Source organism: Gluconacetobacter tumulisoli (assembly GCF_014174155.1).
GTDB classification, from domain to species: Bacteria; Pseudomonadota; Alphaproteobacteria; order Acetobacterales; family Acetobacteraceae; genus Gluconacetobacter; species Gluconacetobacter tumulisoli.
The window spans coordinates 1-23,349 of record NZ_JABEQM010000009.1 but is presented as its reverse complement, the minus strand read 5'-3'; the positions used below and the strand labels follow the sequence as shown (position 1 = coordinate 23,349).

Annotated in this window: 26 protein-coding genes and 1 pseudogene; 20 read left to right on the top strand and 7 right to left on the bottom strand. The window is 60.8% G+C overall.

The window, feature by feature from the left end; translation table 11 throughout:
- Nucleotides 1–100 precede the first annotated feature (100 nt).
- The 3 genes from HLH28_RS11740 (at nt 101) to HLH28_RS11730 (ending at nt 3,201) form a co-directional block, all read left to right on the top strand.
- Nucleotides 101–1,183, top strand: a complete 1,083-nt coding sequence (locus HLH28_RS11740; RefSeq protein WP_220790063.1) for an alpha/beta fold hydrolase — start codon at nt 101–103, stop codon at nt 1,181–1,183.
- 50 nt (nt 1,184–1,233) lie between these two features.
- Entirely contained in the window at nt 1,234–2,124 is an 891-nt protein-coding gene (locus HLH28_RS11735) for an alpha/beta fold hydrolase (protein ID WP_182959333.1), read from the top strand.
- Between the two features lie 66 nt (nt 2,125–2,190).
- Nucleotides 2,191–3,201: an alpha/beta fold hydrolase gene (locus HLH28_RS11730; RefSeq protein WP_182959331.1), complete on the top strand. Its 1,011-nt coding sequence runs from the start codon at nt 2,191–2,193 to the stop codon at nt 3,199–3,201.
- A gap of 311 nt (nt 3,202–3,512) precedes the next feature.
- Here the strand turns inward: HLH28_RS11730 and HLH28_RS11725 are convergent, their stop codons facing one another.
- The gene (locus HLH28_RS11725; RefSeq protein ID WP_182959329.1) at nt 3,513–4,451 is read right to left on the bottom strand and encodes a LysR substrate-binding domain-containing protein; all 939 of its coding nucleotides are present in this window, start codon (nt 4,449–4,451) and stop codon (nt 3,513–3,515) included.
- 95 nt (nt 4,452–4,546) lie between these two features.
- Here HLH28_RS11725 and HLH28_RS11720 point away from each other — a divergent pair, with 95 nt between their 5' ends.
- Together HLH28_RS11720 and HLH28_RS11715 are read left to right on the top strand one after the other, a co-directional pair.
- Nucleotides 4,547–5,563, top strand: coding sequence for an NADP-dependent oxidoreductase (locus HLH28_RS11720; protein ID WP_182959327.1), 1,017 nt, complete (start codon nt 4,547–4,549; stop codon nt 5,561–5,563).
- Nucleotides 5,564–5,647: 84 nt separating this feature from the next.
- Complete coding sequence (locus tag HLH28_RS11715) at nt 5,648–5,911, top strand: hypothetical protein (protein WP_182959325.1); 264 nt, start codon at nt 5,648–5,650, stop codon at nt 5,909–5,911.
- Between the two features lie 59 nt (nt 5,912–5,970).
- Here the strand turns inward: HLH28_RS11715 and HLH28_RS11710 are convergent, their stop codons facing one another.
- The 6 genes from HLH28_RS11710 to HLH28_RS11685 all read right to left on the bottom strand — a co-directional run bounded on the left by HLH28_RS11710 (nt 5,971) and on the right by HLH28_RS11685 (nt 9,166).
- Nucleotides 5,971–6,150 carry a hypothetical protein gene (locus HLH28_RS11710; RefSeq protein ID WP_182959323.1) on the bottom strand — a complete coding sequence of 60 codons (180 nt, stop codon included), beginning with the start codon at nt 6,148–6,150 and terminating at the stop codon, nt 5,971–5,973.
- 56 nt (nt 6,151–6,206) lie between these two features.
- Entirely contained in the window at nt 6,207–6,542 is a 336-nt protein-coding gene (locus HLH28_RS11705) for a hypothetical protein (protein WP_182959321.1), read from the bottom strand.
- 82 nt (nt 6,543–6,624) lie between these two features.
- Nucleotides 6,625–6,927, bottom strand: a complete 303-nt coding sequence (locus HLH28_RS11700; protein WP_182959319.1) for a hypothetical protein — start codon at nt 6,925–6,927, stop codon at nt 6,625–6,627.
- 51 nt (nt 6,928–6,978) lie between these two features.
- Entirely contained in the window at nt 6,979–7,221 is a 243-nt protein-coding gene (locus HLH28_RS11695; RefSeq protein WP_182959316.1) for a hypothetical protein, read from the bottom strand.
- Nucleotides 7,222–7,290: 69 nt separating this feature from the next.
- The gene (locus HLH28_RS11690) at nt 7,291–8,115 is read right to left on the bottom strand and encodes a family 1 encapsulin nanocompartment shell protein (protein WP_182959314.1); all 825 of its coding nucleotides are present in this window, start codon (nt 8,113–8,115) and stop codon (nt 7,291–7,293) included.
- 1 nt (nt 8,116) lies between these two features.
- Entirely contained in the window at nt 8,117–9,166 is a 1,050-nt protein-coding gene (locus HLH28_RS11685; RefSeq protein WP_182959312.1) for a Dyp-type peroxidase, read from the bottom strand.
- Nucleotides 9,167–9,486: 320 nt separating this feature from the next.
- Between HLH28_RS11685 and HLH28_RS11680 the strand changes: the two genes are divergently transcribed.
- From HLH28_RS11680 to HLH28_RS11610, 15 genes and pseudogenes are all read left to right on the top strand, one after another.
- Entirely contained in the window at nt 9,487–10,920 is a 1,434-nt protein-coding gene (locus HLH28_RS11680) for a cytochrome ubiquinol oxidase subunit I (protein ID WP_182959310.1), read from the top strand.
- A gap of 3 nt (nt 10,921–10,923) precedes the next feature.
- Nucleotides 10,924–11,943, top strand: coding sequence for a cytochrome d ubiquinol oxidase subunit II (gene cydB / locus HLH28_RS11675; protein WP_182959308.1), 1,020 nt, complete (start codon nt 10,924–10,926; stop codon nt 11,941–11,943).
- Nucleotides 11,930–12,079, top strand: a complete 150-nt coding sequence (locus HLH28_RS11670) for a DUF2474 domain-containing protein (protein ID WP_182959306.1) — start codon at nt 11,930–11,932, stop codon at nt 12,077–12,079. Before cydB ends, HLH28_RS11670 begins: the two co-directional genes overlap by 14 nt.
- A gap of 53 nt (nt 12,080–12,132) precedes the next feature.
- Nucleotides 12,133–12,594 (top strand): nitrate reductase associated protein, encoded by a 462-nt coding sequence (locus tag HLH28_RS11665; protein ID WP_182959577.1) that lies wholly within the window; start codon nt 12,133–12,135, stop codon nt 12,592–12,594.
- Nucleotides 12,595–12,598: 4 nt separating this feature from the next.
- Nucleotides 12,599–14,902: an FdhF/YdeP family oxidoreductase gene (locus tag HLH28_RS11660; RefSeq protein ID WP_182959304.1), complete on the top strand. Its 2,304-nt coding sequence runs from the start codon at nt 12,599–12,601 to the stop codon at nt 14,900–14,902.
- A 130-nt stretch (nt 14,903–15,032) separates the two neighbouring features.
- Nucleotides 15,033–16,220, top strand: a complete 1,188-nt coding sequence (locus HLH28_RS11655; protein WP_182959302.1) for a molybdopterin molybdotransferase MoeA — start codon at nt 15,033–15,035, stop codon at nt 16,218–16,220.
- On the top strand, nt 16,210–17,289 hold the full coding sequence (gene moaA, locus HLH28_RS11650) for a GTP 3',8-cyclase MoaA (RefSeq protein WP_182959300.1): 1,080 nt from the start codon (nt 16,210–16,212) through the stop codon (nt 17,287–17,289). Before HLH28_RS11655 ends, moaA begins: the two co-directional genes overlap by 11 nt.
- 16 nt (nt 17,290–17,305) lie before the next feature.
- Entirely contained in the window at nt 17,306–17,803 is a 498-nt protein-coding gene (gene moaC, locus HLH28_RS11645) for a cyclic pyranopterin monophosphate synthase MoaC (RefSeq protein WP_182959575.1), read from the top strand.
- Between the two features lie 44 nt (nt 17,804–17,847).
- On the top strand, nt 17,848–18,408 hold the full coding sequence (locus HLH28_RS11640) for an NTP transferase domain-containing protein (RefSeq protein ID WP_246396049.1): 561 nt from the start codon (nt 17,848–17,850) through the stop codon (nt 18,406–18,408).
- The gene (locus tag HLH28_RS11635; RefSeq protein WP_182959296.1) at nt 18,396–18,638 is read left to right on the top strand and encodes a MoaD/ThiS family protein; all 243 of its coding nucleotides are present in this window, start codon (nt 18,396–18,398) and stop codon (nt 18,636–18,638) included. The genes HLH28_RS11640 and HLH28_RS11635 overlap by 13 nt, the downstream gene beginning before the upstream one ends.
- Nucleotides 18,635–19,060 carry a molybdenum cofactor biosynthesis protein MoaE gene (locus HLH28_RS11630; protein WP_182959294.1) on the top strand — a complete coding sequence of 142 codons (426 nt, stop codon included), beginning with the start codon at nt 18,635–18,637 and terminating at the stop codon, nt 19,058–19,060. Before HLH28_RS11635 ends, HLH28_RS11630 begins: the two co-directional genes overlap by 4 nt.
- Before the next feature lie 46 nt (nt 19,061–19,106).
- A complete protein-coding gene (gene fdhD, locus HLH28_RS11625; protein WP_182959573.1) occupies nt 19,107–19,913 on the top strand; it encodes a formate dehydrogenase accessory sulfurtransferase FdhD in 807 nt (268 codons plus the stop codon).
- On the top strand, nt 19,910–21,769 hold the full coding sequence (locus tag HLH28_RS11620; RefSeq protein ID WP_182959292.1) for an FUSC family protein: 1,860 nt from the start codon (nt 19,910–19,912) through the stop codon (nt 21,767–21,769). Before fdhD ends, HLH28_RS11620 begins: the two co-directional genes overlap by 4 nt.
- A 1-nt stretch (nt 21,770) precedes the next feature.
- Nucleotides 21,771–22,694: a LysR family transcriptional regulator gene (locus tag HLH28_RS11615; protein WP_182959290.1), complete on the top strand. Its 924-nt coding sequence runs from the start codon at nt 21,771–21,773 to the stop codon at nt 22,692–22,694.
- A gap of 319 nt (nt 22,695–23,013) precedes the next feature.
- Nucleotides 23,014–23,349: pseudogene (locus HLH28_RS11610) on the top strand (TonB-dependent siderophore receptor); the annotation flags it as partial.

Here is a 23,349-nt window from a genome sequence, read left to right as displayed (position 1 = left end):
GCGCCTTCCAACTTTACGAGATTATGCTCAGGATCGGTAGTCACCATTCTCTGTTTTGCAGGAGAGCAATGCTCTGCGGGATAGGAACAAGGTCAGTGTCATGGGCGGCAATGGGAACAATCCGGGCACGAACTTCGGGCTCTCTCGCCGCACATTGCTTGTGGCTGGCACTGTCGCTGCGGCAGGCCTGTTGGAGGGTCGAATGGCTAGAGCGGATAATGCCGAGGAGGACGTCGGCCTCAACGAATACGACCTCAGGACGAATGGCATTACCCTGCATGTCACCGAGCAGGGGCAAGGGCCGTCCGTCCTGTTCTGTCACGGGTTTCCGGATACGTCCTATACGTGGCGGCGGCAGATGAAAGCCGTCGCGTCCGCCGGTTATCATGCGATCGCGCCGGACATGCGTGGCTATGGGCGCAGCTCGGCCCCCGCGGACGCAGGCCTGTATACGCCGCTGCACACGGCCGGCGACCTTATCGGCATGCTCGATGCCCTGAAGATCCCAAGCGCGGTCCTGGTCGGCCATTACTGGGGAGCCACCCACGCGTGGAACGCCGCGCTGATGCGTCCCGATCGGTTCACGGCGGTGTTCTGCCTGAGCGTGCCTTATGTTCCGCGCGGCGATGTCAGCGTCTTCGAGCGCATGCGGAAGTCGGGCCATCAGGACGATTTCTACATGTTCGAACAGATCAGGCCGGAGGCCGATCAGATCTGGGCTGATGCCGCGGTCACCATTCCGGGCATTCTGTATTGGGCATCGGGCTCCGCCGCCGCCGGCAAACAATGGAGTCCGCTGGATCCGGCACGCAGCCTTCATCGTCCGGCTCCAGGGCCGCTGCCGTCCTGGGCGGAGCCGGAATACGTCCAGCACAATATTGCGGAATTTCAGCGCACCGGCTTCCATGGTGGCCTGAACTACTATCGCGCCGCCGAGCCGTATTTCGATCTGTCCGCCGCCTTCAAAGGCACCAAGATCACGCAGCCCTCGTTTTTCATCTGGGGCAAGGCGGACGGGCTGAAAGAACTCTATCCGCTGACCATCGACCAGATGCGCGCCGGCTTGCCCGGCCTCGTGGGCGGCCTCGAACTCGACACTGTCGGCCACTGGGTCCAGCACGAAGCCGCCGACCTGGTCAGCGACCAGCTCGTAAAGTTCCTCCGCACTGTCAAGCCCGCCTAGCCGCGGCACCCCGATCGAACAACCGTTGTCTTACGGCCAGGGACCAGACGATGATCGATTCTCCAAGCACCGCCCTGCCTGCCTTCACCGCACATCGCGTTCAGCGCGATCGCGGCAGCCTCTCCGTGCGCGACTTTCCGGGCAACGGACCGGCATTCGTGGTATTGCACGGGTTTCCGGACAATTCGCACATCTACGACGACCTGATTCCGCATTTGGTGGCGGCTGGCCGCCGCACCGTGGCGGTCGACTTCCTGGGTTTCGGCGCGTCCGACAAGCCGCAGGGCGCGCATTACAGCTTCGAACAGCAGCTCGGCGACCTGGAAGCGGTCGTCGAGACCTTAGCCCTCGACAGGCTGATTCCGGTCGGCCATGACGCGGGCGGCCCCGCCGCGGTCAATTTCGCGCTCCAGCATCCGGAGCGGACGGCTGCGGTCTGCCTGATGAACGCCTTCTACGGCGACGCGCCCGGCCTGCGCGTTCCCGAGTTCATCGAGCTCTTTTCCAACAAGGGCCTGCAAGCGCTGACCCGGCATTTCCTGGCAAGTCCGCAACAGTTCGCCTGGCTGCTCGGCTTTCAACGCGACCAGATGCAGGCGGGCCTGACCGAGCCTCAGAAGGCCCGCTACACGGATTTCCTCGGGCCGATCATCGACGGCAATTTCCGGCAGCAGCCGAGCGCCGCTCCGGCCTTCGCGCAAATGACCTATCGACTGACGGACGAAGTCGCCGCCAATACGGCTCGCCTGCTTGAGTTCCGGCGTTCCGACGTCCCGCTTCTGCTCATCTGGGGGAAATGCGATCCCTATCTGCATGCCAGCGTCGCCGAATACATGCGGTCCAACGCCAGGAACGCCACCCTTCACATCCTCGAGGCCGGGCATTGGCCGCAAATCGATGCGTCCGCCGACGTCGCCCGCCTCCTGTTGGCGAGCCACTGATCGACCCAGGCCGGCAATATTGCTCGAAAGAAGATGACGATGGCGACAGCGAAAACCGGAGTATCGATGATGACGCTCATCGCCCGCACGTTCCGCTCGCCCCGCCACACGACGCACTACTGGGAAGCCGGGCCTGCCGACGGGCCGTTGATGGTCTTCCTGCACGGCTGGCCCCAGATCGGCCTGATGTGGCGCGCGCAGATCGACGCCTTCGCGTCCGAGGGCTGGCGCTGCGTCGCGCCCGACATGCGGGGCTACGGCGGCTCGTCGGCGCCGATCACCACCGAGGCCTATGCCCTGAACGAACTCGTCGACGACATGGTGGCGCTCCACGACCATCTGGGGGCACGCCCGGCCATCTGGGTCGGCCATGACTGGGGCTGCCCCGTGGCCGGGGCGCTGGCGGCGCATCATGGGGCGCGCTGTCGCGGCGTGGTGCTGATCTCGGTCCCGTATTTCCCCGAGGGCTTCGCACTGCCGAGCCTGCTGCCGCTGATCGACCGCGATCTCTATCCCGCCAACCGCTATCCGGACGGACAATGGGACTATTACCGCTTCTATCTGACCCACTTCGACCAGACGGTCGGCGACATGGACGCGGACATTCCTGCGACCCTGGCGTCGCTCTATCGGCCTGGAAACCCCGCGTCGACGGGCCAGATCTCACCGTCTGCCCTGTTGACGCTCAATGGCGGCCGCTACGGTTCGGCACATCGAGCGCCGCCGATGGCGCCCGATCCGGCGCTCTGGCCGCCTGCCGACTTCGATGCGTTGGTGGATGCCTTCCGCCCGCGCGGCTTCCGCCCGGCCAACGCCTGGTACCTGAACGACGCCGCCAACATCGGCTACATGAACGCGGCCCCCGATGGCGGCCGCCTGGGGCGGCCCGTGCTGTTCATCAACGGCGACTGGGACGCGATCTGCGACATCAACCGCAGCCGCCTTGGAGAGCCCATGCGGCGCGCCTGCCAGAATCTCTCGTTGGCGAATTTGCCCGCCGGCCATTGGCTACCGCTCGAACGTAAGAGCGAAGTCGTTGAAGCGATAAGTTCGTGGCTTATAGCGGAAGAGCTGTAGCAGCCGGCTTCCCAAAATAGTTTTGTCTGCCGCTATCATCGCTACCGTGATGACCATTTTCCCCCGCTGGGTGGGGCCGAGGTTGGTGAGGTCCGCGAACGCACCGCGCGCGCGGGGGGCGTGTAGCTTCCGGCCTCGATCAAGGGTGTTGCGTGGAGTCGTTACGCACTCTTGGACGGATATCATTCACCAGACACACCGGTACAAATGTTGTCGACCTCCAGTTGGGATGGAGAGCCGCGATTTATGGCGGCAAGGCTACTTCGACATAAAGGTTCGAATCCCTCCTACGGTTGAGGTTCTGCGCACCGTTACACCGACAAGCGCGCCTTGGCCGTCATCCCATTCTGCAAAACGTCCTGCAGCAGGGTCAAGAAGGCGCGCACGGCAGGGTTGGCGCGGCGGCTTTCCGGCCAGAGCACTGTGATATTGTGCCGCTCGACAGCGAATTCGGTAAGCACTGGGACCAGTTCGCCGCGGGCCACATAGGGCGCCGCGATAAAGGTGGCGCTGATCCCGATACCGCTGCCGGCCGCGAGCGTCGCAATGAGCGCGTCGCTCACGTCGACGACGACGCCGGACGGTGGCACGACCTCGATCACTCGGCCGCCAATCCGGAAGGGCCAGCGCAAGACTTGACCCGTGCTCTGATAGCGGAGGCTGACGGTGTCGTGCCCCTTTAGCTCGTCCGGATGCATCGGAGTGCCTCGTGCTGCCAGGTAGTCTGGCGATGCGAAGCAGCAGATCCGATGCGGATCGAAACTGCGCGACAACAGTCGGGAGTCTGCGAGGTCGCCGATGCGCACCGCGACGTCGATCCCTTCCTCGACGATATCTACGAACTGGTCGTTCAGACGCAGATCGACCATCACCTTTGGGTGGAGCTTGCGGAACGCCGGCAGCGCGGGCGCTATCACATGGACGCCGATCGGCAGCGGCGCTGCTATTCGCAAGGTGCCCGACGGCTCGGCACGGGCCGCCATCGCGGCCTGCTCGATTTCTTCCGCGTCGCGCAGCAGTCTGAGCGCGCGCTCATGCAACTCGCGACCCTCCGGCGTGAGCGTCAGCGAGCGGGTCGTGCGGGTAAAGAGCGAAATCCCCAGATGCCGCTCGAGCCGCTGTACGCTCTTGCTGATGGCCGAGGGCGAGATCGATAGGGAATGGGCTGCGGCGGTGTAGCTTCCCATCGAGCCAGCACGCGCGAAAGCAATCAAGCCGGTCAGCCGCTCCAGAGCCATTTGTTCCTTCATGGCATTATTGAAGCGACGATGGCTCCAATTATCAACCTCATAATGATGGAATATAGGAGCGTTGGAGTACTGATGTGTTCTCATGGAGGTTGCTAATGAGCGATGCGATGAAGGCGGTCCGGCTGCACAAGTTCGGTGGCCCCGAGGTGCTGGTCTACGAAGATGCGCCTAAACCCGAACTGAAGGCGGGTGAAGTGCTCGTTCGCGTGCACGCAGTCGGCCTCAATCCCCCCGACTGGTACCTGCGCGACGGATATAAGATGCTTCCGCCCGAGTGGCAGCCGCTTGTGTCGTTCCCGGTCATTCTCGGAACAGACATCTCGGGTGTTGTCGTGGAGGTCGCCGAGGATGTTGCGGGCTTCTCCGTCGGAGACGAAGTGTATTCGATGGTTCGCTTTCCCAGCGGCCTTGCCGGGGATAGCAGGGCTTATGCTGAGTACGTCAGCGTGCCAGCGTCGGAAGTCGCGTTCAAGCCAACTGGCATCGATCACGCACATGCTGCCGGAGCGCCGATGTCGCTGCTCACCGCGTGGCAGTTTCTGATCGAGTTGGGACATAATGAACCGAACCCGCTTCAGCCGAACATGCATGAGCCAGTGCCGCTCGAGGGCAAGACCGTCCTCGTGAACGGCGCCGCAGGCGGCGTGGGGCACTTCGCGGTGCAACTCGCGAAGCTGAAGGGGGCGCGCGTCATCGCCGTGGCGTCGGGCAAGCATGAATTGCTGCTGCGAGATCTCGGAGCTGACGAATTCATTGATTACACCAAAAAGCCTCCTGAAGAGGTCGCACATGACGTCGATCTCGTCATCGACTCAGTTGGCGGGCCGAAAACCGGCCGCTTCTTGCGCACACTCAAGCGAGGCGGTGCATTGTTCCCGGTATTCCCCTTGGGCTTCTCCGGTGCTGAGGACGCCGAGAAGCTGGGCGTCACGGTCTCGGCAACCCAGGTCCGTTCAAGCGGGACTCAGTTGAGGGAAGTCGGACGCTTGCTCAATGACGGGACGATCCGCGTCGTCCTGGACAGCACCTATCCGCTTGCCGAGGCTAGCAAGGCGCATGAGCGCGCAGCCCAAGGGCACATCCAGGGCAAGATCGTGCTCAGTGTAGAATGACGGCTGAAGCGCGAAGGGGTCATCCTTCCTCTGGCGCCTTGTCGCGACAGACGCCAGGCATTCCCTCATGAAAGGAACGGTTTGATGACCATGGACACGAAGCTACGCCAAGGAACGACGGCCCGGTTCGAAATGCTGGGGACGTCGGTGAGCGAGGCGGCTTCGCGGTTCGGACTATCGCCAGAGATCACTGAGGCGATCGCGCGTTTAATCGTCTACACCGAGAGGAATTCCTTTTGTCGTGCATTCCATGAATGGCGCAATCTTACGCTCGAGTCTGCGCGATCAGAAGGCGCGATCAGAAGGCGCGATCAGAAGGCGCGATCAGAAGGCGCGATTTTTCTCTGATAGACAGCGTCGTCAAGATGTTAGAAAAAAGCAGAGTAGCCCAGGTCGGCGGATAGACTTCAGAAAGGTGATGGACCGCCGGCATCGGGGTCGGGTTCCTGATCGTCGATCCAAAGGGAGGCCTGTTCCTCGCTGGTAAAGGGGCCAGCGTCACGAATGTTCGAGCCGTCGAAAATATACCAGCCATCTTCGTGCGGAGCAGGAGGATTCGTGTCCTTGTCGAGAAATATGGGAATCATGACGTTTGTTTCCTGCATTGGAGACGCAGTCAAAGAAAGGTTGCCGATTATCGAATTCACTCGTTATCCTTGAAGTATTTCTCCTCCTGCTGTCGGGTGGCGAATGGAACCTCCTGCTTGTCGTCCAGTTCGTTCATGCTGCCGCCCGGATTGCCAAGATTCTCCTCCAGCCAGGTCGGCTCGACAGGTTGACCATTCGGCCCGATGGGCACCGGCGATTTGACGGGAATCTGACCAGCATCCGGATTGCATTCCATGCCGATCAAATCGGAGGCCTGTTCCTTGTAGGCGGCGGGGCCACAGACAGGCTTGCCGTCCGCCTCCCACAATTCCTTCGCCTTGGCAAGAATGCGTGCTTGCTTTTGCGGTGAGTCCTCGAATGGATTGTCCATATTCAGCCTCTTTTCAAGAGTGTCCGATGAACGGGTTAACGACCGCGGAATAGTTGACGCCGATGACCCGAAAATGGAAACCTTATAATTCGATATCGACTTCGCGGATTTCTGCTCTCACTTTAGCGTCCGGATGCCCCTTATGAAATGGTTCATCGGCAAGGAGATCGACGTCATCGAGGTCGGAAACGGCGAGGCAACTCCAGTGACCCTGTGGCGGGACGCCTTTTTCATGGGCGTCGACGCCGCGATACATCAGAACCTTCGCCACGTTATCGCCCTTTCCCAGAGCATGAGGAGAGCCGGTCCATCGCGTCTCGTGAAACGTGAAGGCGACCGCCTTCTCCTGTTTGATAGCATTTCTCAGAATATTGTAGGCTGACATGATCTCTCTCCGTTCAATAAAATACCGGAACGGCCTACTGGAGACGAGTTTCTACTTGTCTTTCAGGATCTTTTTTCCAAGCATGGCCAGTTCTTCTGCTACCACCCCTTCGGGATTATGTGTCGCTTTCTTGGCGATTTCCTTTTCAAGCTCGGTGGCGTGCTCACCACCTTTTAGAACGTGGTCGGCGATTCGGGTGATTTCCTCTTTGGTCAGGAGCTTTGGCGAACGCATGGCCTTGGGCCCAAGGTCCCGGAGAGAGCTGGCGACATGGGGAACGGGATCGTGAGACATATCTGATTCTTCTGAACTCCTAGAAAACTGATACTGATATCCCGGTGGCGCTGCTTCGGCGCGTCAGCCTCAGGTCGTCGGTGCTGTTGCCTTGGGTGCGGTGTCGATCGCCACGGTCGCCTCGGTGGTGAGAACACGGAAGACGAAGCTCTCCTGCAGATACAATTCGACCTGATCCGCGGTATGGCTCAGATAACCGATCGAAAAATCCTGTCCGATATCGAGCGCCAGATCGCCACCGCGTATCGAGACCACGAACGCGCCTTCGATGGCCGGAGCCCAGATGAGCTTGCCATCGATCAGGCTTTCGATGTGCTTGCGGACGGGATACCCTTCGTCATCGCCGCTGCTCACGGCCAGATAAGCTTGCGCGCCGAGCACGACCGAATAATGACCGTTCACGCCCGCAAGCCGGAGCTCGTTGAGCGCTTCGGCGATGACGCGCGGATAGTCCTGAACGGACGTCGGAAGCCTAAGATGGGCATTGGAGGTCGCCTCGCGGATACCCTGAATGCCAGCAGCCGCGTAACCTTCGAAGATGGCGCGGTCCTCGGCGAATGCGATCTTCATGGCCGCATCCTTCACTGGCTGCCAATCCGAATCCTGAGAGCCGCGGTCCACGGCGTCGATTTCTTCGCGCGACAGGGTGAACGGCACGCGTAGTTCCACAACCGGACGAACCTCGCGCCTGATGGCGCGAACGCCGCTATCCGGCGCCTGGATCGCGCCGCCGCGACCGGTACCAATTCCGGCGAGCGACAGCCCTTTCGGTTCGGAGGTATCGACGATGCGCCGCCCGGCCAGATGGCGCCGGATGGTGCGTGCAGCTTCCTCGTCGATCTGCTCCCATGCAGCGTTGGAAATCGGCGCGAGATGGCGATGGAGATTGGTCATGTTAACGTTCCTCTTTCAGTGAGCCGATGCCCAGAGACATGTCGTCAGCGCGGCGAGCCGGGGCGCGTGTTTCGGGCGCCGGATTCCCGGACGCGTTTTCTCCAGACGATCCGGGAGGCGCCAGGTCAGGTACGCTGTCGAGAAAGTCCGCCGCCGGGATGAAGAAGAGCGCGCCAGTGATGGCCGTGCTGACATCCAGGATGCGGTCGTAATTGCCCGGCGGTTTGCCTACGAACATATTCTGCAGCATCTGTTCTGTTCGGGTCGGGGACCGCGCATAGCCGATGAAATACGTCCCGAATTCCCCCTTGCCGACTTGGCCAAAAGGCATGTTGTCACGGACAATCTGAAGCTGCTCGCCATTTTCTTCAATGTTCGTCAGGACATTGTGCGCATAGCTCTTTTTGGCGGAATCGCGCTGCTCGATATCGGAAAGCTTGTGTCGTCCGATGACGTCTTCCTGCGTTTCGACCGGCATGGCGTTCCATTTTTTCAGGTCATGCAGGTATTTCTGAATGATGACATAGCTGCCGCCAGCGAATTCGGGGTCTTCGTCACCGACGATCGTGGCGTCGATCGCGGCCTGGCCTGAAGGGTTTTCCGTCCCGTCCACGAATCCAAGCAGATCGCGTTCGTCAAAATATTTGAATCCATGCACTTCGTCGATCACCGTCCCAGCTCCTTCGAGCCGAGCGACGATTGTGGCCGCAAGCTCGAAGCACAGATCCATGCGTGTGGCGCGGATATGGAAGAGAAGATCGGCCGGTGTGGCGGGGGCATGATGCACGCCGCGAATTTCCATGAACGGATGAAGATCCTTCGGGCGCGGCGCGGCGAAAAGCAGGTCCCAGGCATCCGAACCGATACCGGTCACGCAACTTAGGTGACCATCGGGAATACGAAAGCCGACGCCCCGCAGAAGCGATGACATATCGCCCAGCAGGTCCCGGACCTGCGCCCCGATCGCGGCATTATTGCCGTCGTTCAGGGTAACAACCAGGAAGACAGCAGCTCGCGTCAACTTGGCATCGACGGGTTGTGGCGTGACCAATGATCGGAAGCTCCTTGCCGATTCCCAGGTTAGTTTAGCATGCACAGCAACGTCGGGAGGCGCGCAGGGCGGCATACCATTGCAACGGTAGCCTATAATCAGGCAGAATGGAATTCTTGTTTCTATATAACCGTCGCGCATAACAATATAGCGAGAAAGTATTGGACGATCGTGCCGGAATAATCTTACGTCGGTATCGATATGTCGTGCGATACCCGTTTAGTAATCGATGTCCAATTCCGGTTATCCGCACGGGCACATAATGTCAAAAATAACAGACGTATGCGTAAGATGTCGACGAGGGGATTTGGAAGGTATCGATGCAGAATGCTCATGATCTAGCGTTTATCCTGGCGCGGTTTCAGTTCGCCTTTACTGTGGGCGTCCATATCATCTTTCCGGCCTTTTCGATCGGCTTGGCGGCGTATCTGGCTGTTCTTGAGGGACTGTGGCTGGCAACGGGACGACACGTCTTCCTCGACCTCTACCGATACTGGATCAAGGCGTTCTCGATCGTCTTCGGCATGGGGGTCGTGTCCGGCCTGGTGATGGCCTACGAATTCGGCACGAACTGGTCGGTCTTTTCAAAGAAGGCAGGGCCGATCACGGGTGTCCTGCTTTCCTACGAGGTCATGACCGCCTTCTTTCTTGAAGCGGGCTTTCTCGGTGTCATGCTGTTCGGCATGAACAAGGTTGGGCGGGGACTGCATTTCGCTGCGACCTGCTGCGTGTCGGTCGGCACGTTGATCTCCATGACCTGGATTCTGGCGTCGAATTCCTGGATGCAGACGCCGCGCGGCTATCGGATTGATCCCGCGAATGGTCAGTTCCTGCCCGATGACTGGTTGGCTATCATCTTTAATCCGTCCTTTCCGTTCCGCCTGGTGCATATGGGGCTGGCGGCCTTCCTCTCGGTTGCCTTCGCGGTTGGCGCGACTGGCGCATGGCATCTGCTAAAGGCGCGCCGGCAGGGAAAAATTTCCAGTGAACCCGTGCGTGTCATGTTCTCGATGGCGATGTGGATGGCGGCAATTGTGGCGCCGATCCAGATCCTGGCGGGTGACGCCCACGGACTGAACACACTGAAATACCAGCCCGCCAAGCTGGCGGCCATGGAAGGCGACTGGAACAGCGAAGGGCGTGCGCCGGAACTGCTGTTCGGTATTCCGAACATGAAGACCGAACACACGGATTATGCCGTCGGGGTTCCGTTGTTGGGCTCGCTGATTCTCACCCACAGCCTGGACGGCAAAGTACCGGGGATGAAGGATTTTCCTCGCGACCAGCGGCCACCCTCTCCGGTCATCTTCTTCTCGTTCCGCATCATGGTGGGTTTGGGTGTCCTCATGATGCTGGTCGGGCTCTGGTCGCTGTGGCACCGGAGGAATAGCACGTTGTTCCTCAGCCCGTCCTTCCATCGCGTGGCACTGTGCATGGCGCCGGCCGGTTTCCTGGCCCTGCTTTGTGGCTGGGTAACCACCGAGGTCGGTCGCCAGCCATGGACCGTTTATGGCCTTCTGCGGACGGCCGATAGCGTTTCACCAATCTCCCTGTCGAGCATGGTGGTGTCGATGACTGTGTTCGTCATCGTCTACGTTCTCGTCTTCGGTGCGGGTCTTGGCATTCTCGTTCAGATGCTGGGCCGTGAACCGGAGGAAGGCGAGCACGATGCTGATCCGTCACACGCATCCGATATCCTGGCAACACGGGCCCATCCCGCGCTCGTCGATGCCTCTGCCGCGAAAGGTGCCTGAGGGATGATGGATTTTGCACACTGGCTGCCGATCGTCTGGGCCGTCATCCTGATCGCGGCGATCACGATCTATGTCATTCTCGACGGGTTCGATCTCGGAATCGGTATGCTGTTCATGCTTGAACGGGACGAGACACGGCGCAATGTCATGATCAGCACGATCGCGCCAGTCTGGGATGGCAACGAGACGTGGATGGTTCTGGGCGGGGCCGTGCTCTACGGGGTTTTCCCGGGTGCTTATGCTACGCTGCTGCCCGCCTTCTATCTGCCGATCGTGCTCATGCTGGTCGCCCTGATCTTTCGCGGAGTCGCGTTCGAGTTTCGCGTGATGACTAAAGGAACGCCCCGTGCGGGCCAGTGGGATCTTGGTTTCATGATCGGCTCAGCGGTTGCCGCATTCTGCCAGGGCGCGATCCTGGGCGGCGTGATCCAGGGGGTTAAAGTCAGCGATGGCGCCTTTTCGGGCGGGTCGCTCGACTGGCTAACGCCATTTACCATCCTGTGCGGACTGTCCGTGATGTGCGGTTATGCCTTGCTTGGGGCGACGTGGCTGGTGTGGCGGACGACCGGCGTTCTGGAGGCGTCGTGCCGTCGCTGGGCAAGCCGGCTGGCCGTGGGGCTCTTCGCCTGCATCGCCGCCGTCAGTTTCTGGACGCCGCTGCTGCATGCGCCTTATCTGCGCCGCTGGACGGAGTGGCCGAACATCGTGTTCGTGGCTCCTGTGCCGGTTCTCGTGGTCGCGTTGGGTCTGCTGCTGGCGGCGAGCTTGCGGAAGGGCCATTCGCGTGTGCCGTTTCTGTGCGCGCTCGGGTGGTTTTTCCTTTGCCTCTCGGGCCTCGGCATTACAATCTGGCCGTATGCCGTGCCGCCGACCCTGAGCCTGTGGGATGTGTCGTCGCCGCCGTCGAGCCAGTTCTTCCAGCTCGTTGGAACCGCCATCCTCCTGCCGATCATCCTGACCTACACGATCTACTCCTATCGCGTGTTTCGCGGGAAAGTGTCGGAAGCCGATGGCTATCATTGAAGTCGTAAGGGGCGACGGGTCGCATGCGCCCCGTCGCTGGAGCGTCCGGTTCGGCTGGCTTGCCGGCATATGGGCGGCCAGTACCGCCGCGTTCTTCGTTGCAGCCTCTCTTCTCCATCTTCTGGTGCCGAGATGAGAACAGCATCTCTCATGACGATCGAAAGGGCAGACACAATGTCTGAAAACCCTATGATTTTTGAATTCGAGCGCGATTTCGCCGGCTCCTTGCGCTGTATTCCGATGATTGCGCGGCAAAAGCTTGATATCGTTGGAATCAAGATGACGCTTCGCCAGTGGAGCCGCGTGTCACGTGACGAGCGGGGCATGCTGGTGGACATGCCGTGCGATACGAAAGCGGAACAGGATACCTATCATGCCCTCGTTCAGGACCTGATCGCAACTCGGACAGATGAGCCCGTCCGCTTTCTGGCCACCCAACGGCTGGAAGACTGGCGCGAGGCGGATCGTATGCCTGAAGCAGTGCTGACGCAGTCACAGACGGACGGTGTTCCGCCGCCCACGCCGGAGCAATGGGCCGCGTTGGCACCGCTCAAGCGCTTCGCGTTGATCAAGCTGGCAAGGTCAAAGCATGAAAACGAGAACTTTGTGCCGGCGTTGAAAGAGTTCGGCATCCTTCAAGGGGAGGGTTGAGATCATGAGCAAAGAGAAAGAATCCGAGTTCAAGCCCTATCATCACCCGGCAGGGGGCTGGGGAGCCGCGAACGCGACGGCCAAGGTCCTCATGGAACAGAGCGTCCTGGTCAAGGGATCGCGTGGCCTGCTCGCCATGAACCAGCCCGGCGGCTTCAAATGCCCGAGCTGTGCTTTCCCCGACCCCGATCATCGCAAGACGCTCGAATTCTGCGAGAACGGCGCTAAGGCGCTGGCCCATGAAGTGACCAAGGCGCGCGTCACGCGGGAATTTTTCGCCCAGCATACCGTCACGGAACTGATGGAGCGCAGCGATTACTGGCTGGAGATGCAGGGACGCCTGACCGAGCCCATGCGCTACGATGCGGCAACCGATAAATACGTTCCGGTCGCGTGGGACGATGCGTTCGCGCTGATTGGCAGGCACCTCCAGGCGCTCGACAGCCCCCATCAGGCGGAGTTCTATACGTCCGGAAGAACTGCCAACGAAACAGCGTTCCTCTATTCCATCTTCGTACGCGAATTCGGCACCAATAACTTCCCCGACTGTTCGAACATGTGCCATGAACCGACGTCGCGCGGGCTCCCGCCGTCCATCGGGATTGGCAAGGGCACGATCGTCATGGCTGACTTCGAGCATGCCGAGGCGATTTTCGTCATCGGTCAGAACACCGGCACGAATTCGCCGCGCATGATGACCAATCTGGTCGAGGCGCGGAAGCGCGGCGTTCCGGTCGTGTTGATCAATCCGATGCCCGAACGCGCGCTGATCCGCTTCACGGAGCCGCAGGACATTCTGCAGATGGGGACGTTCGGTTCGACGGCGATTTCCAGCGAATTCGTGCATGTCCGGATCGGCGGCGATCTCGCCATTTTCAAGGGCATGATGCGCGCCCTGTTCGAGGCCGAGGATCGTGGTGAGGATGTGCTGGACAAGGCGTTCATCGCCGAGCACACCGTCGGCATGGAGGCGGTGCGCGCGGACGTCATGAGCGCGTCCTGGGCGGATATCACGCGCATTTCGGGCGTTTCGGAAGAGCAGATCCGTCATATCGCCGGGATCTATGCCAAATCGAACGCTACCGTCATGTGCTACGGGATGGGTCTGACCCAGCATCAGGAAGGGTCTCATCTGCTTCAGCAGCTTGCTAACCTGCTCCTTCTGAAAGGAAACTTCGGAAAGCCAGGTGCGGGCATCGCGCCGATCCGAGGGCATTCCAACGTGCAGGGCGATCGGACCGTCGGCATCGACGAAAAACCCACCCAGGACTATCTCGACCGCGTGCGTGATGTCTTCGGCTTCGAGCCACCGCGTGAGCATGGTCATCATGTCGTCGAAGCGGTCGCGGCCATGGAAGAGGGTACCGCGAAGGTATTTTTTGGCATGGGCGGCAATTTCGCCCGCGCCATCCCCGATACCGAGCGTTCCTATGCCGCGATGGGGCGACTGAACCTGACGGTGAACGTCACGACCAAGCTCAATCGCGGACATCTGGTCCACGGCAAGGACGCGCTGATCCTGCCGGTCGTGTCCCGCTCCGAAATCATTCGCACGACCAAAGGTGAACAGTTCGTCACCATTGAGGACGCGATGGCGAACGTCACGCCCTCGCGCGGCGTGTTCGAGCCGGTCAGCCCCGACGTGCGTCCGGAGACGGAGATCGTCTGCCGGATGGCCATGGCGACCCTGCCGAACTCCAAGACGACATGGGCGGACTATATCGAGGATTACACGCTGATCCGCGACAAGATCGCGGAAGTCTATCCTGCGATCTATGCTGATTTCTCAGAAAAGATGAAAAATCCGCGCGGCTTCCACATGGATATTCCGCCGCGACGCCGGGTCTGGCAGACACCGAACGGCAAGGCCAATTTCCTCGTCATGCCGGGGCTTGAGGTCAATGACGTGATCGAGGATCCAGCGATGTTGCGTCTGGCGACGATCCGCTCGCACGATCAGTACAACACCACGATCTACAGCAACAGCGACCGGTATCGCGGCGTGTACAACAACCGCCTTGTCATTTTCATGAACAAGCAGGACCGTGAGGAACGGGGGCTGGAGAACGGAGCGGTCATCGGCCTGGAAACCTATAGCGAGGATGGGCGCCGGCGGTACGTCGATGGGCTAACGATCCTTGACTACCCCATGCCGCGTGGCGCCATTGCGGGGTATTACCCGGAACTCAACCCGCTCCTGCCGCTTGATTTTTATGACGAGATCAGCGGCACGCCGGCCGCCAAGGCCATTCCGGTCAAGGTGGTGCCGAGTGTCGCGTCGGCGGCCCCGATCCGGATTGCTGGCTGAACTGGAGGAGAGTCAAGGAAGTGGTGTGCCCCGGGGTCTTCGCCCTCGGGACCGCCGTCCTTACTCCTAACGGAATACCTAATGAACAGGAGAGCGACCATTAAGGGTCGCCGGATCAGGCAATCGCATTATGCTTGAGACTTATGAAGCCGAAGTCATGATCCGTGAGGCCATGGGGCAGGTCGCCACGGAACGGGTCGCGCTGGAGCGCGCTGCCGGGCGTGTTCTCCGTCAGACCATCCGTGCGGAGCGTGATCAGCCACCGTATGATCGCGTGACAATGGATGGCGTCGCCCTGCGCGCCAGTCTCGAGCGGCATTTCGATATTGCCGGCATCCAGCGCGCGGGCATGGCGGCCGAGCAGCTTCCGGCGGGGGCGGTATGCCTTGAGGCCATGACCGGCGCCATGCTGCCCATCGGTGCGGATATGGTTGTGCCGATCGAGCGTCTCCGGCGGCGCGATGGGGGTGTCACATTGGAGGATGGTTATACGCCCGAGCCGGGGCAATTCATCCATCGGAAAGGCGTCGACTGTCGGGCAGGCGATACGCTTCTGACATCCGGTGTCCGACTGAACGCGCCGGCACTCGCGATCCTGGCCGGGAATGGCTTCGCGGATGTCGAGGTCGCACAGATTCAGCGAATTGCCATTTTTTCGACGGGCGACGAATTGGTACCTGTTGGCGGCCCGGTGCGTGAATGGCAAATCCGCCGCTCGAACGAGCACGCGATCGCTGGCGCCCTCTCGGCCCGGGGTTTTGGAAGCAGCGATATTAGTTGGGTCGCCGACGATCTGGATGCCACAGTCCAGGCGCTTTCCGAGGCACTGGTCAGCCATGATGTGCTGATCCTCTCTGGCGGCGTGTCGATGGGGACATATGACCATGTTCCAGCGGCGATGCAGCGTCTGGGCGTGACGAAGATCTTTCACAGGATCGCACAACGTCCAGGTGGTCCGATGTGGTTTGGAATCGGCCCCAAGGGACAACGTGTCTTCGGCTTGCCGGGCAATCCCGTTTCCGCGTTGTGCTGTTGCGTAAGGTATGTCGTGCCCGCCTTGCTTGAGGCGCAGGGCCTGAAGCGTGCGGAGCGGTTCACGGTCATTCTCGCCGCCGAGGCGATGTTACTGCCGGCTCTCACACGTTTCTTGCCGGTTACGCTTCGCCAGACAGGCGCTGGACATATCGCGGCGGCCCCTGCGCCGATTCCGACCTCGGGCGACTACAACCACCTCGGTACGGCAGATGGTTTCGTCGAATTGCCTCCGGGTGCAGGCCACGCGCCGGTCGGGACCCCGGTGGTGTTCCATGGCTGGTAACGACTCCCCGGCGGCCATCGCCGCACCCCTTGAGGACCAGCACGCACGTCCTTTGCGGGATTTGCGCATCTCGGTAATGGACCGGTGCAATTTTCGCTGCCCCTATTGCATGCCGGACTCGACCTATCATGAAGGCTTCCGCTTCCTGGCACCCGGTGAGCGGCTGGATTTCAATGAGATTGAACGCGTCGCCCATGTGGCGGCGGAGCTGGGTGTGACCAAGCTGCGCCTGACGGGCGGAGAGCCATTGCTTCGTCCAGACCTGTCAAAGCTGGTGGAACGGCTTGTGCAGATTCCGGGGATCGAGGATATCGCACTCACGACGAACGGGATGCTGCTGAAGCGTCACGCACCGGCATTGCATGCAGCCGGCCTGCATCGTGTAACCGTCAGCCTGGATAGTCTCGATCCAGCCGTATTCGCCCGGATGAGCGGGGGCCGCGGCGATTTGTTGACGGTACTGGATAGCATCGAGGCAGCGCGCGCGATCGGATTTCCGGGCGGCGTGAAAATCAACACCGTCGTCCAGCGTGATGTGAACGACTCCGGCGTGACGGAACTCCTCGCGCGTTTCCGGCACACGGGCATTATCGTGCGCCTGATCGAATATATGGATGTCGGCAATCGCAATGGCTGGGAACGCGCTGACGTCGTGACCTCGCAAGAGTTGAGGACGCGGATCAATGCCCTCTGGCCCCTTGATCCGGTGTCGCCTGGTTATCCCGGCGAGGTGGCCACGCGCTACCGTTACGTCGATGGCGGGGGGGAGATCGGATTCATCTCCTCGGTCAGTGCACCGTTCTGCGGAGATTGCTCGCGTGCGCGTCTTTCCTCGGAAGGGCAGCTCTTCACGTGTCTGTTCGCCACGAAAGGTACCGACCTGCGCGGGATTTTGCGCGATCCCGCCTACGCTGGCGACGATGGAGCACTCCGGCAGGCGCTGGCGCAGATCTGGCATCGCCGCATCGATCGCTACAGCGAGGAACGTGAAGAACGGCGATCCCGGGCCGATGCTCTCAACGATCGGCGCGCGGGAGAGAAGATCGAAATGCATTATATCGGAGGCTGATGAAATGGATGGAAAAATCCCCGTCCTGACCCATCTCGACGAAAGTGGCGAGGCGCCGCGCATGGTCGATATCGCGGGCAAGACGATCACCGAACGGCATGCGCATGCACGGGCCTGTCTGCGGTTTCCGCCGGACGTGGCAGCGGCATTACGCGATGCAGCATTCATGACGCAGAAAGGCGCTGTCCTCACCATCGCTCAGATCGCAGGTGTCATGGGCGTGAAGGCGACATCGACACTAATACCGCTCTGTCATCCCCTGCAACTGACGGGCTGCATGGTCGATATCACGATCGATGGCGATGACGCGATCATCGATTGCCATGTGCGCTGCACGGGGCGGACTGGCGTGGAAATGGAGGCATTGACCGGTGCGTCGGTTGCGGCGCTGACCATTTACGACATGTGCAAGGCCCTGACCCATGACATGGTAATCCGCGAGGTGCGCCTCGTCGGCAAGCGCGGGGGAAAGCGCGATTTTGGCGACACCATGCCCGTGATTGCGGTGCCATGAGACCGCTCTATGGGCTCGTCCTGGCGGGAGGCGCCAGCCGCCGCATGGGACGGGACAAGGCGGCGCTTGTCTATGAGGGCCGTCCGCAACTCGATCGTGCATTCGGCCTGCTTGCCGCCTACGTCGCCCGCTGTTTCGTGTCGTTGCGGGAAGATCAGAAAGCTGACGTCTTGAGGCGCGCCTATCCCGGAATTGCCGACAGGTCTGAGGCGCTCGGGCCCGCCGCAGGATTGTTGGCCGCCCATGAGCACTATCCCGATGTTGCATGGCTGGTACTGGCGTGCGACCTGCCGCTTCTGGATGCGACGACGCTTGAGGCGCTGATTCAAGCCCGTCGGGACGGTTACGCGGCCATCGCGTACCGAAGTGAGTATGACGGGTTGCCGGAGCCGTTCTGCACCATCTGGGCGCCGGAGGCTCTGGAGATGTTACGTCATCAGGTGGCGGCAGGCAGCGTCGGACCGCGTCAGGCGCTGATCGACGGCGTCACCTCTCTGTTGTCTCTGCCTGCCCCCGGCGCGCTCGACAATATCAACACCCCCGAGGAGAGGCGGCATGCCGCAAACAGGCTTGCCCGTCGTCAGGAGATGACATGCCACGAATAGAACTCGAATATTTTGCGCAGTTAGGAGAGCAGGCTGGACGCCGTACCGAGACGAGAGAGACATCCGTCGCCACGGCGGCGGCGCTTTATGACGAACTCCGCGCGGCATACGGCTTCGTGCTTCCACCCGAGCAAATGCGCGTTGCCGTGAATGCGGCATTCCGCCCGTGGACTCAGGGTTTGAGGGACGGCGACCATGTCGTTTTCATCCCACCGGTGAGCGGCGGATGAACCGGTTCCTGATCGCGGATGCCCCGGTCGACATCGCAGCGCTCCGTGAAGCACTCCTGAAACCCGAAGCGGGCGGATTCTGTACCTTCGAGGGATGGGTACGACAGACGAACGAAGGGCGAGCCGTTTCAGGCATCCAGTACCAGGCGTTCGCGCCGTTGGCATCGTCGGAAGGGCAGACCATTCTTGACGAGGCGCTGGCGCGTTTCGAAATCACGGCGACGCGCGCGATGCACAGGACGGGTTATCTGCCCGTTGGTGATATTGCCGTGTGGATCGGTGTCGCGGCCCCCCATCGCGATGCCGCCTTCAGGGCCTGCCGTTATATCATCGACGAGATCAAGACCCGCGTGCCGGTCTGGAAGCGTGAGCATTACGTCGGTGGATGTGCCGAATGGGTTGCGTGTCACCATGTCGGCTGATGATGCGGACCGGCCGACCCTGACCAATGCAGGCAGCGAACGGCCCATGGCTCCCCTGTGTCATATACGGAGGGTAAGGCTCCTCGACCATCCTGACGAGCAGACCTATCTGAACATTGCCGATGAGGTGCCGGTCAAGCTCGTCTTCAACGGAATTTTTCCATATGGCGTGATGATGATGACGCCGGACCATCTGGCGGATTTCGCATTCGGCTATTGTCTGACGGAACGGATCGTCGAAACCGCTCAACAGATTCGCTCGGTCGCGGTGTCGGAAGGCGAGGACGGACCAACGATCGATGTCGCGATCTCCGGCGATCGCCTCTCGATGCTGCTGCGGCGCAGGCCCCGCGCCCAGACCGGACATTCGAGCTGTGGCATTTGCGGCAGCGACGACGTACCGGCTGTCGATGTTGCGGTCCGGTCGTCTTTTCCGCTCAAGGCGACGATTGCCCCGGCTGCGATCCGCCGCGCCCTTCATGATCTCGATTTGTGGCAGGAGCTGAATGCCCGCACACGTATGGTCCACGGAGCGGCCTGGGCAAATGCGGACGGTCGCATTTGTCTGATCCGGGAGGACGTTGGACGACATAACGCGCTCGACAAGCTGATCGGCGCGCGCATGCGCGACGGCACGCTATCCGAGGACGGAATCTGCCTGCTGACCAGCCGCTATTCGTATGAAATGGCGCTCAAGACGATCTGTGCGGGCATGAGTACCGTGGTCGCGGTGTCGGCACCCACCGACCGTGCCTTACGGCTGGCCGAAACGATGAACCAGACACTGATCGCGATCGCGCGTCACGACAGGCAGTTCGTCTTCTGTGGCGGCCAGCGTCTGACTGCGCGATGATGGAGCCGACCAAGGGCATCTTCATAGGCCCGTGGGGCACGCGATGGGCATGGCTGTATGCGCCCTCCTGGGCAAGTGTGGCCTTTGCCGTACGGACTTCGGTGGCGGCGCTCCTGTCGTTGCTCATCGCCATGTGGATGGAACTGGACAGTCCGCAATGGGCGCCTCTGACCGTCTGGGTAGTCGCAACGTCCACCCGCGGGGAGACCCTCTCGAAGGTCCGCTGGCGGCTGGTCGGAACCGCGGCTGGATGCATCCTCAGCGTCTGTGCGGTGGCCTGCTTTCCTCAACAGCCCGCGCTCCTGATCCCTTCGATGGCCCTATGGGTCGGGCTTTGCAGCGGCTGCGCGACCTTTTTCGATGGTTATCGGCGCTATGCGTTTCTCGTGGCGAGTTTCACGGGTGCGATCGTGTCCTCGGCCGCATTCTCCGCGCCACAGAATGTCTTCGAAATCTCGATCTCCCGTGGAACCTATATCGTGCTCGGCATTCTCTGCGAGACGGCGGTTGCGACGATAACGAGCCGCAACACGGAGGCCAGCACCTTCACGGCGCTCGTCGGCCGTCTGCAACGGCTGATGGATGGTGTGGAGGACACCATCAGGGGCTCTTGCGGGCGCTCCCTGTCGATCGAACAGGAAACCGACCTTCTCGAAAAGGTCATGTCCGCGAATGCACGGATCGAATTCGATGTACTGGAACTGGGGCCGGGTCACGGGCGGATCGCGGATCATGCGCGCGCCATTCTGAGCGCTCTGCTGGTGATCCTGGCCAGAGCGCGCGCCGGTTTGATGCTTCCCGATCTAGAGGACATCCTGCATGGCGCGCGCCATCATCTGGACGCGATCATGTGGCCCAGACGGGACGACCGGTTCCGGTTTTCGGCGCATTCGCCTCGTCAGGCGGAAGAGGCTGTCAGAGTCGGGTTCCGAACAGCGATCGGCATTCTCGGCGCCGGTCTTATCTGGGAGGTGACGGCCTGGAACGAGGGGCCCAGCTTTTTCTCCTATCTGACGCTGGTCAGCGGGCTGCTTGCGACACGTGATATACCCGCTGTGGCGGCGAGAGATTTTCTGGCCGGTGCGCTGTGCAGCACCGTGGTCGCCTTCCTGTTCGTCTTCCTGGTCACGCCTGCCGTGACGGCACCGGAATGCCTCGTCTTCCTGTTGTTTATCCCGATGTTCGTCGGCGGTCTTGCCGCTCGCGAAGCAGGGCTGGCGACGCACGCCATGGCGTTCAATATGTTCCTTCCGGTGCTGATTGCTCCGAAAAATGGCGGGCGTACGGACGAAATTGCCTTCTTCAACGGCTCCATGTCGTTTCTGACTGCAATACTCTATGAAAAGACCATCTTGTCCATCATTCTCCCGTTCAATGCCTTCCATCATTTGCGCCGGACCGACGCGTGGACACAAAAGCGTCTGCGCCATCTGGCGGACAGGTCGGCTTCACAACCAGCTTCCCAGTGGCTCTATGAAAATGCCGCGAGCATGGTCCGTTCGGTTCGAACGTGCAGGGGCGTACCCGCGGAGACCCTGAGGCATTATCTGGGACGCCATCTCCAGGCCATGATCCTTGGTCTCTGGATCATCGCGTTGCGCGACGCCTCGCATGGCGATGGCGTATCACGGCCCGCCGCGGCGAGGGTCGCCGTTTTCCTGCGGCAGTGGTCGCGCGAGGGGGAGGCGGCGGCCGGACGGGCGCGCCGTGTTCTCGCCGATCTTCAATCGTATCATCGTGCCACGCCGGAGGTGGAACGTGCGTTGCTGGGCATCGTCGAGAACGCATTCTTGCCCGGGAATGTGACGACATCCGGGGCACCGGACCGGGCGATCCATCATCCGCGAGGAGCATGACATGTTTTTGAAACAGCTACAGTATCTGCGTGAAATCGAACGCTATAAAAGCTTCTCGAAAGCGGCCAAGGCGTGCGGTGTGTCGCAGCCCGCTCTTTCCCGCGCCATCCGTCAGCTCGAGGATGAGCTGGGCGTCGTCATCATCGACCGCAAGAAGAAGGTCTTCGGGATCACCGGTGACGGTACGCGCGTTCTCAAATGGGCGCATGACATCCTGAGGGGTATCAGTGAGTTGCGCAATGAGGTGTCGGTCACGCGGCAGGCGATAGCGGGAATCGTCAAGATCGGTGTCATCCCCACCGCCGTGCATATTGTCCCGCTATTGCTGGAGGCCGTTCAAGAGAGATGCGGCGATTTCGCAAGTGAAGTGCATGTTCTTCCCAATGTAGCGATCATCGAGAAGCTGGTCAGCAAGGAGATCGATATTGGAATCATGTATTATGATCAGTGCCCTCAGGCAAAATCCTTCGAGGTACACACCCTGTATGCCGAACAGCAGGTTTTGGCAGCATCCGGCGCTTTTCAGTTACCTGATGGAGAAGACATCAGTTGGGACGCCGCGTCCAGAGTGCCACTCGCGCTTCTGATTAAGGAAATGCGCTGTCGGCAATTGGTCGATGTCGGGTTTCAGACCGCCGGGGTCGAACCGACGATCCGTCTTGAGACGAATTCGTTGGAATTGATTCACGCTGAAGTCATGGCGGGAAAAGTCGCGACCATTCTGCCGATTTCATCCTTTCCGTTGCGCGTGCCGTCGCCGGGCCGGCTCAAGATGCGGCGATTGCCAGGCTTTTCACCCGGTGCCGTGGGCGTGGTGCGTCTGAGCGAACCGGCGACCCAGGAGTTCGCAGCGGAAGTCTGGGACAGCGTTCTGAAAACGAGGCTTCAGGATGACCTGGACCTGCTGTGCAAGCCTTCCGCATGACGCTGCTTGGAACAGCCGTGCCGCGAAGCCGATTCCTGCTCGAGTTCTCTGTCTGGCATGGAAGCAGGTAGCCTGTTGATTGACGGATGCTGCGCGAGCGTGGAGTGACACGGCGAGCGCGTCGTCTCTCTGGACATCCGTATATGTACCCGATTCATTGTGGGATATCGCAAACTGTACCTATTTTGCTACGGCCTATCCCTTTATGCGATCACATGGAGATCTATATTTGACCGGATATAGACCTCTTCATTCCATACAGGGTATCAAGGGGAGGGAGCTTTTGTTCGCTCGCTTTATCCTCGAAAGAGTCATACCCATGCACCATTTTCCGCCGTCGTTCGTCGCCGGAACGTTTGGCGCCCTTCTGCTGGCCAGTTCGGCACTGGCGGCGCCGCCCGCCCCCACACAGCAGGGCAAGACCGGCAGGCAGGCCGCCGTCAAGATGGCAGCTACCAAAGCACCGGTTGCCGGAACACAGGCCGCCAAGGCACCGGCCACCGCAGCCCCGATCGCCGGCATCCTGGATGGCTCGAACGGCGAGACGGTGACCGTCCATGGCCGTCATGCGGCGGATGGCACGGCCGCGAAATATATGAACAAGAGCGTCTATCTCGGCCCGCTGGGCAATCGGGACACGCTGGATACGCCTTAT

Excerpts from the sequence above, each read along its gene's own strand:
- HLH28_RS11740 (WP_220790063.1), top strand. The coding sequence starts at position 101 with ATGGGCGGCAATGGGAACAATCCGGGCACGAACTTCGGGCTCTCTCGC.
- HLH28_RS11735 (WP_182959333.1), top strand. The coding sequence starts at position 1,234 with ATGATCGATTCTCCAAGCACCGCCCTGCCTGCCTTCACCGCACATCGC.
- HLH28_RS11730 (WP_182959331.1), top strand. The coding sequence starts at position 2,191 with ATGATGACGCTCATCGCCCGCACGTTCCGCTCGCCCCGCCACACGACG.
- HLH28_RS11725 (WP_182959329.1), bottom strand. The coding sequence starts at position 4,451 with ATGAAGGAACAAATGGCTCTGGAGCGGCTGACCGGCTTGATTGCTTTC.
- HLH28_RS11720 (WP_182959327.1), top strand. The coding sequence starts at position 4,547 with ATGAGCGATGCGATGAAGGCGGTCCGGCTGCACAAGTTCGGTGGCCCC.
- HLH28_RS11715 (WP_182959325.1), top strand. The coding sequence starts at position 5,648 with ATGACCATGGACACGAAGCTACGCCAAGGAACGACGGCCCGGTTCGAA.
- HLH28_RS11710 (WP_182959323.1), bottom strand. The coding sequence starts at position 6,150 with ATGATTCCCATATTTCTCGACAAGGACACGAATCCTCCTGCTCCGCAC.
- HLH28_RS11705 (WP_182959321.1), bottom strand. The coding sequence starts at position 6,542 with ATGGACAATCCATTCGAGGACTCACCGCAAAAGCAAGCACGCATTCTT.
- HLH28_RS11700 (WP_182959319.1), bottom strand. The coding sequence starts at position 6,927 with ATGTCAGCCTACAATATTCTGAGAAATGCTATCAAACAGGAGAAGGCG.
- HLH28_RS11695 (WP_182959316.1), bottom strand. The coding sequence starts at position 7,221 with ATGTCTCACGATCCCGTTCCCCATGTCGCCAGCTCTCTCCGGGACCTT.
- HLH28_RS11690 (WP_182959314.1), bottom strand. The coding sequence starts at position 8,115 with ATGACCAATCTCCATCGCCATCTCGCGCCGATTTCCAACGCTGCATGG.
- HLH28_RS11680 (WP_182959310.1), top strand. The coding sequence starts at position 9,487 with ATGCAGAATGCTCATGATCTAGCGTTTATCCTGGCGCGGTTTCAGTTC.
- cydB (WP_182959308.1), top strand. The coding sequence starts at position 10,924 with ATGATGGATTTTGCACACTGGCTGCCGATCGTCTGGGCCGTCATCCTG.
- HLH28_RS11670 (WP_182959306.1), top strand. The coding sequence starts at position 11,930 with ATGGCTATCATTGAAGTCGTAAGGGGCGACGGGTCGCATGCGCCCCGT.
- HLH28_RS11665 (WP_182959577.1), top strand. The coding sequence starts at position 12,133 with ATGATTTTTGAATTCGAGCGCGATTTCGCCGGCTCCTTGCGCTGTATT.
- HLH28_RS11660 (WP_182959304.1), top strand. The coding sequence starts at position 12,599 with ATGAGCAAAGAGAAAGAATCCGAGTTCAAGCCCTATCATCACCCGGCA.
- HLH28_RS11655 (WP_182959302.1), top strand. The coding sequence starts at position 15,033 with ATGCTTGAGACTTATGAAGCCGAAGTCATGATCCGTGAGGCCATGGGG.
- moaA (WP_182959300.1), top strand. The coding sequence starts at position 16,210 with ATGGCTGGTAACGACTCCCCGGCGGCCATCGCCGCACCCCTTGAGGAC.
- HLH28_RS11640 (WP_246396049.1), top strand. The coding sequence starts at position 17,848 with ATGGGACGGGACAAGGCGGCGCTTGTCTATGAGGGCCGTCCGCAACTC.
- HLH28_RS11635 (WP_182959296.1), top strand. The coding sequence starts at position 18,396 with ATGCCACGAATAGAACTCGAATATTTTGCGCAGTTAGGAGAGCAGGCT.
- HLH28_RS11630 (WP_182959294.1), top strand. The coding sequence starts at position 18,635 with ATGAACCGGTTCCTGATCGCGGATGCCCCGGTCGACATCGCAGCGCTC.
- fdhD (WP_182959573.1), top strand. The coding sequence starts at position 19,107 with ATGGCTCCCCTGTGTCATATACGGAGGGTAAGGCTCCTCGACCATCCT.
- HLH28_RS11620 (WP_182959292.1), top strand. The coding sequence starts at position 19,910 with ATGATGGAGCCGACCAAGGGCATCTTCATAGGCCCGTGGGGCACGCGA.
- HLH28_RS11615 (WP_182959290.1), top strand. The coding sequence starts at position 21,771 with ATGTTTTTGAAACAGCTACAGTATCTGCGTGAAATCGAACGCTATAAA.